The sequence below is a fragment of the Algimonas porphyrae genome (genome assembly GCF_041429795.1).
GTDB lineage: Bacteria > Pseudomonadota > Alphaproteobacteria > Caulobacterales > Maricaulaceae > Litorimonas > Litorimonas porphyrae.
Window position 1 is genome coordinate 1,750,818 of sequence record NZ_CP163424.1, and the last position, 15,815, is coordinate 1,766,632.

The window sequence follows — 15,815 nt, forward strand, 5'->3', positions numbered from 1 at the left end:
TCTAGTCCCTGTGATAGGGCGCGCCTGCCAGAATGCTCAGCGCTCTGTAGATCTGTTCGGCCAGCATGACGCGAACGAGCTTATGCGGCCATGTCTGGGTACCGAAAGACAGTTTACGCACATGCGGCGGGAGGTCAGCGGGTTCGAAACCATCGGCGGCACCGATCATGAAAATGGCAGCCGGGCAGCCATCATCGCGCAATCTGGCCAATGTTTTTGCGAATTGACGCGAGGATAGCGATTTTCCCCGCTCATCCATCACAAACAAAGTAGAGCCCGCGGGCATGGACGAAACAATCTTGCGGGTCTCCGCGCTTCGGTCGCGGCATTTGCCCAGATCGATGGATTGTTCTTCGACATCCAGGAAGCCCAGACCGCGGGCCAGGCCTCGGGCGCGGGTCAGATAATCATTAACCAGATCACGTTCTGGGCCTTGGCGCAACGCTCCGCCGGCCCGGATAATCAGCTTCACGCCTGTGTGTCGTCCGGGGCCTGCTCGGCAATCTGGCGCAGACCGTCAGGCAGGGGAACTGACCAGATCTTTTCCAGATTATAGAAGACGCGGACTTCGGGACGGAAAATGTGCAGAATGACATCGCCTGCATCGATCAGAACCCAATCCTGACCGTCCTGACCTTCGGTGCCGATATCCTTGAAACCAGCCTGTTTCAGGCCACGCAGCACGTAATCGGCCAGCGCACCGACATGTCGGTTGGAGCGTCCCGAAGCGACGACCATATAGTCTGCAACGGACGACTTTTCCTTGATATCGATTTCCAGAATGTCCTGCGCCGAATTCTCGTCGAGAATATCGCGCACATAGGTCGACAGGGCCGCAGAATCGTCATGCAGCTTGTCCGCTTCAGGGGAACCGGCTTCGAGGAAGCCTTTATGGGCAGTTTGGTTTGACAGGGTGATGTCTCCTAGAGGATTTGGGCGGATCCGTAGCATAGTGAACGCGCCAACACTATCATCGCTCCGCAGCACGAAGTGCACTGGATGACAGTGAATTGAAAGGCAGGGTGAGATAGGTCCAGGCCGGGGCGGACGTGTCCTTTAGCGTGTGGGCGAACCTTTCTGGAATCCGGTGATCCGCCATATGCCGTGCGACGCGACCTAGTCTGGCCCTCACGGGATCACCGGGGCGTGCGATGATCGCGACGGGAACGCGGCGCATGATCCCCTGCCAGTCCTTCCAGCGGGGCAGCTGTGCGAGATTGTCCGAGCCCATGAGAAGCACGAAACGCGCAAATGGCTGTTGTTCCTGCAGCCGTTTGATCAGATCGATCGTGTAGCGCGTGTTCAGATCGCTTTCGACATGACTGATCTTCATGGCGTAGGGCAGGTCCATGCTGGCGATAGATTTGGCGCGGTCATAGGGGCTCGGTTGCGCTGGTTTCAGAGGGTTTTGCGGGCTCACGAGCCACCAGACCTGATCGAGCTGCAATTCGCGCAAGCCTGCGTCAGCGACATGGCGATGCCCGGCATGCGCAGGATTGAACGATCCGCCGAACAGACCGATTGCGGGTCCAGCGCGGCTACTCATGCCCGACCGTCTACTCACGCCCGCCTGTCTACTCACGCCCGAACGGTTCCTGTACCGATGACGTGGTACTTGTAAGTAGTCAGATGCTGTGCGCCCACTGGCCCGCGCGCATGGAGACGCCCTGTTGCGATGCCGATTTCCGCTCCGAAACCGAACTCACCACCGTCGGCAAACTGGGTCGAGGCGTTATGCATGACAATGGCGCTGTCGACGTTGCGCAGAAAAGCCTGTGCGGCCGCCTGATCGGTCGCAATGATCGCGTCCGTATGCCCGGACCCGTACTGGCCGATATGCGCTATGGCGACCGCCATACCATCGACGATCGCAATATTGAGTATGGCCGCCAGATGTTCCGTTCGGAAGTCGGTCTCCGAAGCTGGGCGAACATGGTCGGACAGCCCCCGGCTGGCCGTGTCGCCGCGAAGATCGCATCCGAGGGAGACAAGGCGTGCGGCCAGATCCGGTAACAGGTCCGAGGCGATGGCCCGATCGATCAGTATGGTCTCCGTTGCGCCGCAAATACCGGTTCGGCGCATCTTGGCGTTAGCAATCACATCGATGGCCATCTGCTTGTCCGCCGAATGGTGAACATAGGTATGGTTGAGCCCATCGAGATGGGCGAGTACGGGAATACGCGCATCCGATTGTACGCGAGCGACAAGACCCTTGCCGCCTCTCGGTATGATCAAATCGATGGCCCCGTCCAGTCCCGTCAGCATCATGCCGACAGCGTTGCGGTCCTGCGTCTTGAGAAGCTGGACGGTATCGCGCGGCAATTCGGAATGGCGCAAACCCTCCATGATCGCTTCATGCAGCGCGCGATTGGACCTGACAGCGTCCGAACCCCCGCGAAGGATGACCGCATTGCCCGACAGGAGGCAAAGTGCCGCCGCATCGACGGTAACGTTGGGGCGACTTTCATAGATCATCCCGATAACGCCGATCGGGACCGTTACTTTTCGCAACGTCAGCCCGTTCGGGCGCGTCCATTCTGTCTGGACCAGATTGAGAGGGTCAGGCTGAACGGCGATCGCTTTGACGCTATCCGCGATCGATTGTAGACGCGTTTGATCCAGACGCAGGCGATCCAGCATCGCATCACTCAGGCCCTTTGCACCAAAATCCGAGACATCCTGCGCATTAGCCGTGAGGATCCTGTCGCTTGCCTCTGTGATCGATAAGGAAATGTTTTCAATGGCTTCTTGACGAGAGTGAAGGTCACATGACCTTAGCTTCGAGGCAGCAAAGCGGGCAGCCTGACCGACGTCTGACATATAGTGACCGAGATCCGTGACGGCGGTGGTCATGACAGAACCAGATTGTCGCGATGAACGATGACAGCGCCCGAAGGATGGTCGATCTGATCGGACGTCAAGCCGCATATCGATATGAGGTCGCGATCATCATAGGCCGTCAGGCCCCGGGCGATTTCGGTTCCGTCTGGGCTTTCGATCCTGACCGTATCACCCTTGCTGAACGGACCCGTCGCCTTTGTCAGCCCGACAGCCAGAAGGCTGCGCCCGGACCGCAAGGCTGCCACGGCACCGTCGTCTATGCGGAGCGTCCCGACAGAGGACAGGCTACCGGAAATCCATTGGGCGCGTGCGCCTTTCGGATTTTGCATGGCCTTGAAGAGCGTGTGCGGCGCGCCGGTATCAAGCTTTGCCAGCGCACCCGCGGCGCGACCATCGCAGATGATCATGTCGCAGCCTGCGGAAACGGCAATTTTTGCGGCCAGCAATTTCGTAGCCATGCCGCCCGTTCCCAAGCCTGTCTGCACATTTGCCGGTCCGCCCATGGCCATAATATCCTCATCCAGCGTCTCGACTCTGGCGATATGGCTGGCTGCAGGGTCGGTGCGCGGGTCAGTCGTATAGAGGCCGTCAATGTCGGAGAGAAGAATGAGCAGGTCCGCGCCAACCATCTGCGCCGTACGGGCTGCGAGGCGGTCATTGTCGCCGTAGCGAATCTCTTCCGTCGCAACCGTGTCATTCTCATTCACGACCGGGACGATATCCAGGGAAAGCAATGTGCCGAGCGTTGCGCGCGCATTCAGCCATTTACGGCGGTTTTCCGTATCGTCCAGCGTCAGCAAAGCCTGAGCTGAGCGGTGGCTATGTGCCGACAAAGCGTCATCATAAGCACGAGTCAGGATCGACTGCCCCGCCGCCGCGCAGGCCTGTTTCTGGGGCAGCGACAAACGTCCGTCCGGCAGGTCCAGCACTTGTCGCCCGAGGGCGATTGCCCCGGATGAGACGATCAATATGTCCGATCCGCGGGCTTTGAGTGCGGAGATGTCGGCGCAAAGGCTGCTCAACCAATCGTTCCGAAGTTGTCCATTCTCGACCAGCAAGGCCGATCCGACCTTGATGATGATCCGGTCATATCCGGATAATTGGCTCATACAGGGGACCAGCCCTCGGATTCGTCGACTTCCGGGGCGCGTTCCGCCGTTCGCCGGGCATCGACATATTGATAGACGGCAGACAGCAAGGGCTTAAGCCCCTGCCTGGCGACAGACGAAATCAGGAAAACAGTCTGGCCACATTCGGCTTCAAGATCGGCTTGCGCGGTCTCTAGAGCCTTCTGATCGATGGCTTCGCACTTGGTCAGAACAACGATTTCAGGCTTGTCGATGAGACCTTCGCCATAGGCTGAGAGCTCAGAGCGGATCACACGGTAATGTCCGGTCGGGTCTTCGGCAGTTGCATCGACCAGATGAATGATGGCCGCGCAGCGCTCCACATGACCGAGAAAGCGATGCCCGAGGCCGGCTCCTTCAGCTGCGCCCTCGATCAGTCCCGGCAAGTCGGCCAGAACGAAGCGCTCCCCCGGTCCCAGATCGACGACGCCCAGATGCGGATGCAAGGTTGTGAAGGGATAGTCGGCCTGTTTCGGTTTGGCAGCCGAGACCGCGGCCAGAAAGGTCGATTTGCCGGCATTGGGCAAGCCCACCAGACCCGCATCGGCAATGACTTTCAGGCGTAACCACACCCACCGTTCTTCGCCGGGTTCGCCGGGATTGGCATTACGCGGCGACTGATTGGTCGATGATTTGAACCGTGTATTGCCCCAGCCGCCATTGCCGCCTTGGGCCAGCATGACTTTCTGACCGTCCTCGGTGAGATCGACCAGAACCTCGTCCGTTTCCGCATCGATCACCTGTGTGCCGATGGGAACGCGGATGATCTGGTCCTCGCCGGCGGCACCGGTCCGGTCACGCCCCATACCGTGCGTACCTGTACCGGCTTTGAAATGCTGACGATAACGATAGTCGATCAGCGTGTTCAGATCCTGTGTCGCTTCGACATAGACATGTCCGCCGCGACCACCGTCACCGCCATTCGGTCCGCCGAATGCGATATATTTCTCGCGTCGGAACGACACGCAGCCTGCGCCGCCATTGCCGGAACTCAGAAAGATTTTGGCTTGATCGAGAAATTTCATGGCTTGGTAATGGGGCTTGACTGTCGGAGTGACAAGGGAGGGACTCAACCCACCTGAAAAGTGGATACGTGACGGGCTGACATGGGTGTGAACTGTGAAAGATCAAGAGCGTAACGACGTCCGCTCACTCGTTCTCCCCGGGCCATGCACCAGATATTGTCTGTCCCGGTCTGCGTGAATCCGAACTTGGCGAGCAATCGCTGGCTCGCGGGGTTGTCGTCATAGACGCCTGCAACGATATGTGTGTGCCCGGTCGATTTCGCCTCGCTCAGAACAGTGTGGCAAGCTTCCGTCGCATAGCCCAAGCCCCACCAGTCACGCCCAATATGGTAGCCGACTTCGTAATCATCCTCTGGCGAAGACCGGAAGAGAGAAATATTGCCGATCACGTCGCCTGAACGCGTCTCCATCATATAGCTTTGCGCCAGCCCACGCCGCTGCCGCGCCCGCGTGCGGAAAATCCAGAAATCCGCGGCGGGCGACAGATAAGGGAAGGGGATCGTGCCTGTCATCTTCACAACGTCGAAGTCGCTGAAATGCTTAGCCAGAGCCGGGCCATCCCGGAGTTCAGGCGTTCGCAGGGTCAGGCGTTCCGTATGAACGATGTCACGCATGTCTGTCTCCGTCGGCGGTCGGCAGGGAAACGGGCATGAAAAAAGGGAAACCGGATGACCCCGGTTTCCCTGCTTAATCTTGCAAAGGGGTCATCCTGCTGGGCGACCCTGAAAAAGAGCGGTCGCTACTCTGCGGCCTCGGCCATCGGTTCGACGGACACATAGGTGCGCTTGTTGCGTTTGGTCGCAAACGTCACGCGGCCGCCTTCTAGCGCATAGAGTGTATGGTCTTTGCCCATACCGACATTCGTGCCGGGATAGTATTTCGTACCCCGTTGGCGAATGATGATGTTGCCGGGAATGACGGCCTCGCCGCCGAATTTCTTGACGCCAAGGCGGCGGCCAGCGGAATCGCGGCCGTTATTGGACGAGCCGCCTGCTTTTTTATGTGCCATGTCGGTCTCCTGTCAGTCGTGAAGGGGCAGGCAGACGCCTAGCCCTCGATACCTGTAATGCGGACAACTGTTTCCAGCTGACGATGGCCGCGTTTGCGGCGATAGTTCTGACGGCGCTTTTTCTTGAACACGATGACTTTGTCACCTTTGCGCTGCTCGATGATTTCGCCGGTCACGGACGCTCCGTCGACCATAGGCGCGCCGACTTTAACGTCACCATCTGCGCCGTGCATCAGCACATCGCCAAATGTGACGGCTTTGCCTTCTTCGGCATCGAGTTTTTCAACGACGATGATGTCGTCTTTGGCAACCTTGTACTGCTTGCCGCCGGTTTTGATGACTGCGAACATGATGTCCCGTCCCTCTTGCTTGCTGAGTGCCGGAATATGACCGGTCAGCCCTAAAATAACGAAAGCCGCGCGCGTGAGAAGAGACTCACCGGGCGGCAGTGGCGAGCGAATTAGCCCCGCCCCTGCAAACTGTCAAGCCAGACGGTCAGACACATATGCGAACCGTCAGCAAAAACCCTGCCGAACGGATCGGCAGGGTCAATCATAAAAGGCGAGTCGTGGTCGCCCTATGCAAGCGGCTAGTTCGGAGCCGGGACCGTGCCCAGCACGTTGCCGTTGGCGTCGATCACACGGCCTTGCGCATCAACCCGTCCGATCACCGCGCCTGACAGATCCAGCACGGCCCCGTCGGAACGGATGGTGAAGGTCTGGCTGGACTGTGACGATGATGAGCCCGAAGTAATCGTCGTGGCTCCGGTCGTCGTGACGGTGGTCGAAGAACCGCTGGTAATCGCACCAGGCGTCGTGACTGTCGTCGTGCGGCGCGATCCAGGCTGAATACGCAGATTGCGGACGACGATCTGACCATTGGCATCGATCACATTCAGCGTTGCAGCGTCATAGCGACCGATAATGGCACCGTTCTGATCGATCACCACGCCGTCATCGCGCACCGTGTAGGAGCGGGTAACGGTCGTCGTTTCCGTGACGACACCAGTCTGCAGACCCGTGGTCGTCGTCACCGAACCGCCTGTCGAGAAGCCCGATGTGCGCGTGGTCGTGGTTGAACCGCTGACCATGGAGCGCCAGTCGACGCCCAGAATGTCGACAGTCCGGAGTGTCAGACCGCCCGTCGAGAGGTTGCGGGATACCTGGAAGGCTTCCACAGCCGCGTAGGTTTCCTGAGACAGGCGACCATCGATCGCACCGCTGTAGAACCCAAGCTCCTGCAGGCGACGCTGGATCGCGGAAATCACGACCGTATTGGCATTGGCCTCACAGAGGACCTGACGCCATTCGGAACGCTGAGCCGACGTCTGTGTGCGCTTCTCGACGGTCCCGTATTCGGCAGGGATTTCGATCACTTCCGTGCGGGCTGGTGTCACGACACGCTGGACTTGAACGGTATCATAGACTGCCGGAATGACCCGGCGCTCGACGCGTGCCGGTGCGTCGACGACCCGACGCGTGACCGTGCGGGTCACAGCTGGGATCGCCCGCTCTTCCGTCCGAGCCGGCTGTGCGACAATGCGACGTTCGACCGTGCGGGTGACCGCGGGAATGACCCGTTCTTCAGTCCGTGCCGGTGTCACGATACGGCGGCGTGTTTCCTGGCGTGTCACTGCTGGGATGACGCGCTCTTCCGTCCGAGCCGGAGCCCGCATGACGCGACGTTCGACCGTGCGGGTGACCGCCGGAATGGCGCGTTCGACGACAGATGCTGGTGTACGGACGACATTGCGTTCGACCTGGCGTGTCACTGCCGGGATCGTTCGCTCGACGGTCCGGGCCGGTTGCGCCACGACGCGGCGTGTTTCCTGACGGGTGACCGCCGGAATGACGCGTTCTTCGGTCCGGGCCGGCTGACGCAGAACCTGGCGTTCGATTGTACGCGTGACCGCTGGGATGGCGCGTTCCGTTACCGATGCCGGCGTGCGCAGGACGCGACGTTCGACCTGACGCGTAATCGCCGGGACGACCTGTTCGGTGACTGAAGCCGGCGTGCGGATGACACGACGTTCGACCTGGCGTGTGACCGCTGGAATGGCGCGTTCGACCGTGCGGGCCGGTGTACGAATGACACGGCGTGTGTCCTGACGGGTGACCGCCGGAATGACACGCTCTGTAACAGCCGCTGGTGTGCGGACGACACGGCGTTCCTCGACGCGAGTGACAGCCGGGATAGCCCGTTCCGTCACCGCAGCCGGGGTGCGCAGGACGCGGCGCGTGACCGCTTCGACGACAGCCGGGATTGTCCGTTCCGTCACTGAGGCCGGTGTACGGACGACACGACGTTCGATCTGACGTGTCACCGCCGGGATGGTGCGTTCGACAGTCCGGGCCGGAGCCGAGACGACACGGCGTGTTTCGACGCGCGTCACGGCCGGGATGACCCGTTCCGTCACGGAAGCCGGCGTGCGGACGACGCGACGCTCGACCTGACGCGTGACCGCCGGGATAACCCGTTCGGTGACGGCAGCCGGGGTACGGACGACACGGCGCTCTTCGGTGCGTGTCACGGCGGGGATGACCCGTTCCGTCACAGCGGCTGGCGCTTCGACCACACGGCGTGTGATCTGACGCGTCACGGCTGGGATCGTACGTTCCGCAATGCCGGCTGGCGTGCGCAGGACCTGACGTGTTTCCTGACGCGTGACCGCGGGGATAACCCGTTCAGTGACAGACGCCGGCGTAACCAGGCAGTTACACTCGATGACCTTTGTGACGGCTGGGATGATCCGCTCGACAACACGCGCTGGCGTGACGACCTGACGGATCGTTTCCTGACGGGTGACCGCCGGGACAACGCGCTCGGTCACGCCCGCTGGGGTGCGGACAATACGGCGCGTCACTTCCTTCGTGACGGCTGGGATGACCCGCTCCGTCACAGCAGCAGGAGCGCGGACGACGCGGCGATCTTCGACCCGCGTCACGGCCGGGATGACCCGTTCCGTGACAGCGGCAGGCGTGCGGACGACACGGCGCTCGATTTCACGCGTAACCGCGGGGATTGCGCGTTCGACAACAGCTGCAGGGGTGACGAGCACGTCGCGAGTCTCCATGCGCGTGACCGCCGGGATGACCCGTTCTGTCACCGCTGCCGGCGTTCTGACAATCTGGCGTTCGACCTGTTTGGTCACAGCCGGGATCGTACGTTCCACGACTTGAGCCGGGTTGCTGACGATGCGGCGTGTTTCAACGCGTGTGACCGCCGGGATGACCCGTTCGACTGTCGATGCAGGTGTGCGAACCACGCGGCGTGACAGTTCTTTCGTCACGGCAGGAACGACCCGTTCGACCGTCCGGGCCGGCGTTACGATGCGACGCAGCTGCTCTGTCCGCGTTACGGCAGGCACGGCCCGCTCAGTTACGCTCGCTGGCGCCGAAACGACGCGGCGGGTGATCTGTTTGGTCACGGCTGGAATAGTGCGCTCGGTCACGCCGGCAGGGGCGCGCACGACACGGCGTTCCTCGACGCGTGTGACGGCGGGGATAACCCGTTCCGTGACAGCGGCTGGCGTGCGGACGATACGGCGTTCGACCTCACGGGTCACGGCTGGAACGATCCGCTCGGCGGTTGTGGCCGGTGCGGTCAGAACACGGCGCGTTTCCTGACGGGTGACGGCGGGGATCACGCGTTCCGTAATCGCGGCGGGTGTGCGGACCACGCGGCGTGTCAGCTCCTTGGTGACTGCCGGGATCGTGCGTTCGACGGTTGCTGCAGGCTGAGCGACGACACGGCGTTCTTCGACGCGCGTGACGGCAGGGATGACCCGTTCCGTGACAGCGGCTGGTGTGCGGACGATACGGCGTTCGACCTGACGCGTAACGGCTGGGATGACCTGTTCGACCGTTGTTGCCGGACGATCCAGAACGCGACGCGTTTCGGTCCGAACAACCGCCGGGATAACCCGTTCGGTGACAGATGCCGGGGTGACCAGGCAGTTACATTCGACAACCTTGGTGATAGCCGGAACGACCCGCTCGACAACACGGGCAGGAGTCCGGACGACACGGCGCGTTTCATTGCGCGTGACAGCTGGGATGACCCGCTCGACGGCTTGAGCTGGTGTTTCGACAACACGGCGCGTGATTTGGCGCGTTACTGCTGGGATAACCTGTTCCGCAACCCGAGCCGGGGTCCGGACGACGCGACGCTCGCGCACTTCGGTGATGGCCGGAATGGCCCGCTCGACGACTTGGGCCGGCTGGGAAACAACGCGGCGTTCGATCTGGCGTGTCACAGCCGGGATCGTGGTTTCGACAGTCGCAGCCGGTCGAACCAGGCGACGACGTTCTTCAACGCGGGTCACAGCCGGAATGACACGTTCGACCGCCTGAGCTGGCGTCCGGACGACCCGACGGGTTTCATTGCGGGTGACGGCTGGAATGGCGCGTTCTTCGACCCGGGCCGGCGCAGAGACGACGCGGCGGGTTTCGACACGTGTCACCGCTGGGATGGCGCGCTCAACAACACCAGCTGGACGATCAACAACGCGGCGTGTGACTTCACGTGTCACAGCTGGAACCGTGCGTTCGACGACGCGGGCCGGATTGGTGATGCGGCGGCGTTCCTCGACGCGAGTCACAGCCGGAATGGCGCGCTCGACAGTCCGCGCTGGCGTATCGATAACACGGCGTGTCACCTGCTGCGTCACAGCCGGGATACGGCGTTCGACGACTTGCGCTGGCGAGCGCAGAACATTGCGTTCGACCTGACGCGTTACAGCCGGAATGCGGCGTTCGACGACATTGGCCTGATCGACCAGACGCTGGGTCTGAACCGTACCGATCTGTTCGGTGAATTCACCTGTCGGTCCGTTGCGTACGACGCGGGCAGGGGTTCTGACGCGGCGCACTTCGATCGTCTCGTAGCGAGCCGGGATTGTGACTTCGCGGGTTGAAGACGGTGTCGCAACGACACGGCGCGTGACTTCACGCGTCACAGCCGGAATGGTCTGCTCCACCACGCGGGCGGGCTCCGCCACAACCTGCTTGGTGATCGTCTTGTACTTTGCTGGAACCAGAACCAGACACAGGATCTCGCCTGTCTGAGTCACGATTGTCTGTGACAACTCGACGACCTGATCGGACACGCCGTTAAAGACGGTAAATTGTCCCACCGTGCTTGTATTGACGCGGCCTTGGCCACCCAGTTCAATGGCATTGAGCGCTTGGCTGCCGGGTTTCCATTCTTCACGAGCCGGTTCGATCAGAACGCGCTCGCTACGTGTTTCGTAACGGGCAGGGATGACTTCGATGTCCGTCCGCGCAGGGCTGACGATGATCGTTTCCGTCACGGTCCGGTACGTTGGCGGGACGACTTCGATCGCTGTCGAGGCTTCCTGAACCAGAATTTGCTCTGTCACAGTCTCGTACTCAGCCGGGATGACGCTGAGCGTTTCGGCGGCAGCGCGCTGGACGAATGTCTGCGTCTCAGCCGCAAATTCGGCAGCAACGGACACATATTCAACCGTTTCAGGCTGGACGATAACGGTTTCGACAACCGTTTCGAATTCAGCGGGCACGGTCACGAGTTCGACAGTTTCATCCTGAATGACAACGGTTTCAGTGACATCGCGGAAGGTCGCCGGCGTAACGACCAGTTCGCTCGAAGCTTCCTGGACGACCACTGTCTCCGCAAAGGTCTCGAACTCCGCAGCGACAGAGACATACTCGACCGTCGCGGGTTGAACGATAACGGTTTCCGTCACCTCGCGGAAGGTCGCCGGTGTAGAGACGAGCTCTGTAGAGGCTTCGCGAACCACGATGGTTTCGCTGACTTCCTCGAACTGCGCCGGGATAGAGATGAGTTCGGAAGAGGCTTCCTGAACGATGATCGTTTCCGTCACATCTTCGAAGACGGCGGGTGTCACGACGAGTTCGGTCGAAGCGGGCTGCACTACGACCGTTTCCTGGTAGGTCTCGAACTGAGCCGGAACTGCTTCATAAGCAACCGAGGCGGGCTGCACGACGATCGTTTCCGCGACCGTCTCGAAGACAGGCGGGACGGTGACAAGCTCAGTTGTCGCAGGCTGAATGACGACAGTTTCGGCAACCGTCTCAAATTCGGCTGCGATGGTTGTTAGCTCTGTCGAGGCTTCCTGAACGACCACGGTCTCGGTGACGGTGCCGAATTCGGCGGGAACGGTGACAAGCTCTGTCGAGGCTTCCTGAACGACGACCTGATACTGCTCTTCTTCGAAGACGGCAGGGATGGTCTCGAATGTCACTGTCGAAGGCTGGACGACGACGGTCTCTGAAACCGTCTCAAATACGGCGGGTGTGACTACCAGTTCGGTCGAGGCTTCCTGAACGACGACCTGGAAGGTCTCGTCGCGGTAGGACGCCGGAACCGCTTCGTAAGCGACCGTAGCCGGTTGAACGACAACGGTTTCCGTCACGGTTTCAAAGACAGGTGGCACAGTTACGAGTTCGGTCGAGGCTTCCTGAACAAGAACGGTTTCCTGAACCGTCTCGAAGACGGCAGGAGTCGTGACATATTCGATGCCAGCGGGCTGAACGATGACGGTTTCGGTGACCGTGTCGAACACAGCTGGGACGCTGATCAGCTCTGTCGATGCGCCCTGAACGACGACCTCGAAGGTTTCATCTTCATAGACAGCCGGTGTGGTGACAAATTCGACCGTTGCTGGCTGCACCAGGACAGTTTCCGTCACGGTTTCGAAGACAGGTGGCACGCTGACCAGCTCGGTCGAGGCTTCCTGAACGACGATCGTTTCCTGGACGGTTTCGAATTGAGCTGCCGTCGCGACATATTCAACCGTTGCGGGTTGCACGACGACGGTTTCCGTCACTTCCTGGAACTGCGCCGGAACACTGACCAGTTCGGTTGTTGCGGGCTGGATGATGACGGTTTCCGCATAGTCCTCGAACTGTGCCGGAACGGAGTCGAACTCGACCGTGGCAGGCTTGACGATGACTGTCTCTGTGACGGTTTCGAAAACAGGTGGGACCGTGACCAGTTCGGTCGAGGCTTCCCGCACGACGATGGTTTCGGAAACGTCCTCAAATACAGCCGGAATTGTCTCATAGGCGACCGTTGCAGGCTGCACGACGATGGTTTCCGCAACGGTATCGAAGATGGCCGGTGTCGAGACGAGCTCGGATGAGGCCTCTTGTACAACGACCTGGTATTGCTCGGTTTCGAAGATGGCAGGGGTCGTGACGAACTCGACTGACGCAGGCTGCACGACGACAAGCTCGGAGACGGTTTCGAAGACGGGTGGAACGGTGACGAGCTCGGTTGAGGCTTCCTGGACGAGAACCGTTTCCTGAACGGTTTCGAACTGAGCCGGAACGGTTACATATTCGACCGTGGCGGGCTGGACGACGACCGTTTCCGTGACGCTCTCAAATTGAGGGGCCGTGCTGACCAGTTCGGTCGAGGCTTCCTGTACGACGATTGTCTGGGTGATATCTTCGAAGACGGCGGGGACACCCGTATACTCGACACCGGCAGGCTGAATGACGACCGTTTCTTCGAGTTTTTCGAAGACGGCAGGAACGACGACAAGCTCGGTCGAAGCTTCCTGGACGAGGACTTCATAGGTTTCGGCCTCGTAGACAGGGGCCGTCGCGACATATTCGACCGTGGCGGGCTGGACGACGACGGTTTCAGTCACTTCGCGGAACTGGGCCGGCGTGCTGACCAGCTCGGTCGAGGCTTCCTGTACGACGATCGTTTCGCTGACTGTGTCGAAGACAGGGGCCGTCGTGACGAATTCGACGCCAGCGGGCTGTATGACAACGGTTTCCTGTAGGGTTTCGAACACGGCCGGGACACTGACCAGCTCGGTCGAGGCTTCCTGTACAATGACCGTTTCGGCAACCTCTTCGAACTGCGCCGGGATCAGCTCATATTCGACGGTTGCGGGCTGCACGACGACGGTTTCGGCGACCGTTTCGAATACAGCCGGAACGCTGATCAATTCGGACGAGGCGGCCTGTGTGACGACATTATCCGTCACGGTCTCGAAGACCGCCGGCGTAACGACCAGTTCGCTGGACGCATCTTGCACCACGACTGTTTCCGTCACGGTTTCAAAGACGGGCGGCGTGGACACCAGTTCGGTCGAAGCTTCCTGAATGACGACCGTTTCAGTTACATCTTCAAATTCAGCAGGGAAAACCTGAAACTCCACGGATGCCGGTTGAACGACAACTGTTTCTTGGACGGTTTCAAATGTGGCAGGAACGGAAACGAGCTGGGTCGTAGCGGGCTGCACAACCAGCGTTTCGTTGACCGTTTCGAAGACGGCGGGTGTCGTGACAAGTTCGCTTGCGGCCTGCTGAACGACGACCGTTTCGGATACGGTCTCGAATTGGGCCGGTATGGTGACCAGTTCGCTCGATGCTTCCTGAACGACGATGGTTTCGACCACATCTTCGAAAACGGGAGCGATAACTTCATAGGCAACGCTAGCAGGCTGAACGACAACCGTTTCGGCAACCGCTTCAAATGTAGCGGGCGTGCTGACCAGTTCGGTTGACGCATCCTGGACGACGATGGTTTCCTGCACCGTTTCGAATTGAGCTGGAATGCTGACCAGTTCGGTCGATGCTTCCTGCACGACAATTGTGTCCGTGAAGTCTTCATAGGTTGCAGGGATCGCAACATATTCGATGCTTTCAGGGCGAACGACGATGGTTTCAGCCACTGTTTCATAGACAGGCGGAATTGTGACGAGCTGAGTCGCGGCTTCCTGCACGACAATGGTTTCCTGAACCGTCCGGAACGTCGGTGTCGCGGAGCCGATCGCGCCGCCATAGCTGTTCACCGCATTGGCGACGATGACCTGACCGGTCGAACCGGTAATATTGCCGCTCTGGTCGATCAGACCGAAAGGACGCCCGTCAGCCGTAAATACGGCGTAGCCCGTATCGACGCTGTAACGTGTGCCATTGATGAGCAGGTTGGTGACGATGCCATTACGCACACCGATGAAGGTGACAGGGTCAACGGCACCGGCGAGGATGACATTGCCGTTGAGACCAACGAGATCGCCATTGACGTCGATGGATCCGACGCGCTGACCGCTGGGGTCGATCAGGCTGCGGTCGGGTGCGACTGTGTAGGCGACACCGCTATAGATCAGTGTGATGCGACCGATACCGGGAACGAGCTGTGTGCCGGAGGGGGAGCCGACAGGGACAATCTCGAAGCTTTCTTCCTGTATCAGGATGCGCTCCGTAACAGTTTCAAGCTGTGCCGGAATCTTGCGGATTTCGCGGCTCGCCTGACGTAATTCGACCTGCTCGGTCGAAACCTCATACTGGGCGGGGACGATGACCCGGGCGAAACATTCGCCGGGAAGGGGATTACCAGGCGGCAGATCCTGCGCGATGGTGGGTGCGGCAAGTACAGCGGCGCTGGCTGCCATCAGCAAGGTTTTTTTCATCATAGACCCCCAAGTCTCCAGTAGCGATTCCTGTCAGGCACAGGTGAGCCGAATCTAACGCCACGTTGGAAACATGGCCAGACCTTAATCAAATTTAACGGAATGGTTTAGCACCAATCAAGTGGTGACGGGTTACAGGCGAAATTGTCGCGAAGATGCCCCCTTTACGGGGTAGAGCCGCCGAAACGGTATCGGCAGTTATGAAACCCGGAGGTAGTGACCATCGCACGGGACAGAATCTCGCTTTTACTTGAATTCAACATGGGTTTAACTCGCGAGCGGTCAGACCGATCCCGAATTATTCGAAAATAATTTTCGAACCTCCATGCAAGACATCTGCCGGATTTGATGAACCTGATATGAACAGATCGTAATGTTTG

Annotated in this window: 10 protein-coding genes; all 10 read right to left on the reverse strand. The window is 59.9% G+C overall.

The window, feature by feature from the left end:
• Window position 1 precedes the first annotated feature (1 nt).
• Entirely contained in the window at window positions 2-472 is a 471-nt protein-coding gene (locus tag AB6B39_RS08490; protein ID WP_284369023.1) for a 23S rRNA (pseudouridine(1915)-N(3))-methyltransferase RlmH, read from the reverse strand.
• Entirely contained in the window at window positions 469-951 is a 483-nt protein-coding gene (rsfS, locus tag AB6B39_RS08495; RefSeq protein WP_284369022.1) for a ribosome silencing factor, read from the reverse strand. Before rsfS ends, AB6B39_RS08490 begins: the two co-directional genes overlap by 4 nt.
• Before the next feature lie 19 nt (window positions 952-970).
• A complete protein-coding gene (locus tag AB6B39_RS08500) occupies window positions 971-1,546 on the reverse strand; it encodes a nicotinate-nucleotide adenylyltransferase (protein ID WP_284369021.1) in 576 nt (191 codons plus the stop codon).
• Between the two features lie 32 nt (window positions 1,547-1,578).
• The gene (locus AB6B39_RS08505) at window positions 1,579-2,853 is read right to left on the reverse strand and encodes a glutamate-5-semialdehyde dehydrogenase (RefSeq protein ID WP_371398508.1); all 1,275 of its coding nucleotides are present in this window, start codon (window positions 2,851-2,853) and stop codon (window positions 1,579-1,581) included.
• Window positions 2,850-3,950: a glutamate 5-kinase gene (gene proB, locus AB6B39_RS08510; protein WP_284369020.1), complete on the reverse strand. Its 1,101-nt coding sequence runs from the start codon at window positions 3,948-3,950 to the stop codon at window positions 2,850-2,852. The genes AB6B39_RS08505 and proB overlap by 4 nt, the downstream gene beginning before the upstream one ends.
• Window positions 3,947-4,993 (reverse strand): GTPase ObgE, encoded by a 1,047-nt coding sequence (obgE, locus tag AB6B39_RS08515; RefSeq protein WP_284369019.1) that lies wholly within the window; start codon window positions 4,991-4,993, stop codon window positions 3,947-3,949. The genes proB and obgE overlap by 4 nt, the downstream gene beginning before the upstream one ends.
• 44 nt (window positions 4,994-5,037) lie before the next feature.
• Entirely contained in the window at window positions 5,038-5,607 is a 570-nt protein-coding gene (locus AB6B39_RS08520; protein ID WP_284369018.1) for a GNAT family N-acetyltransferase, read from the reverse strand.
• Window positions 5,608-5,732: 125 nt separating this feature from the next.
• Complete coding sequence (gene rpmA, locus AB6B39_RS08525) at window positions 5,733-6,002, reverse strand: 50S ribosomal protein L27 (RefSeq protein WP_284369017.1); 270 nt, start codon at window positions 6,000-6,002, stop codon at window positions 5,733-5,735.
• 38 nt (window positions 6,003-6,040) lie between these two features.
• Entirely contained in the window at window positions 6,041-6,352 is a 312-nt protein-coding gene (gene rplU, locus AB6B39_RS08530) for a 50S ribosomal protein L21 (RefSeq protein WP_284369016.1), read from the reverse strand.
• 239 nt (window positions 6,353-6,591) lie between these two features.
• Window positions 6,592-15,438, reverse strand: coding sequence for a peptidoglycan-binding protein (locus AB6B39_RS08535; protein ID WP_371398509.1), 8,847 nt, complete (start codon window positions 15,436-15,438; stop codon window positions 6,592-6,594).
• Window positions 15,439-15,815: the final 377 nt, after the last annotated feature.

Coding starts and splice junctions, on each gene's coding strand:
- AB6B39_RS08505 (WP_371398508.1), bottom strand. CDS start 2,853: ATGACCACCGCCGTCACGGATCTCGGTCACTATATGTCAGACGTCGGT.
- rpmA (WP_284369017.1), bottom strand. CDS start 6,002: ATGGCACATAAAAAAGCAGGCGGCTCGTCCAATAACGGCCGCGATTCC.
- rsfS (WP_284369022.1), bottom strand. CDS start 951: ATGCTACGGATCCGCCCAAATCCTCTAGGAGACATCACCCTGTCAAAC.
- AB6B39_RS08520 (WP_284369018.1), bottom strand. CDS start 5,607: ATGCGTGACATCGTTCATACGGAACGCCTGACCCTGCGAACGCCTGAA.
- AB6B39_RS08535 (WP_371398509.1), bottom strand. CDS start 15,438: ATGATGAAAAAAACCTTGCTGATGGCAGCCAGCGCCGCTGTACTTGCC.
- rplU (WP_284369016.1), bottom strand. CDS start 6,352: ATGTTCGCAGTCATCAAAACCGGCGGCAAGCAGTACAAGGTTGCCAAA.
- proB (WP_284369020.1), bottom strand. CDS start 3,950: ATGAGCCAATTATCCGGATATGACCGGATCATCATCAAGGTCGGATCG.
- obgE (WP_284369019.1), bottom strand. CDS start 4,993: ATGAAATTTCTCGATCAAGCCAAAATCTTTCTGAGTTCCGGCAATGGC.
- AB6B39_RS08500 (WP_284369021.1), bottom strand. CDS start 1,546: ATGAGTAGCCGCGCTGGACCCGCAATCGGTCTGTTCGGCGGATCGTTC.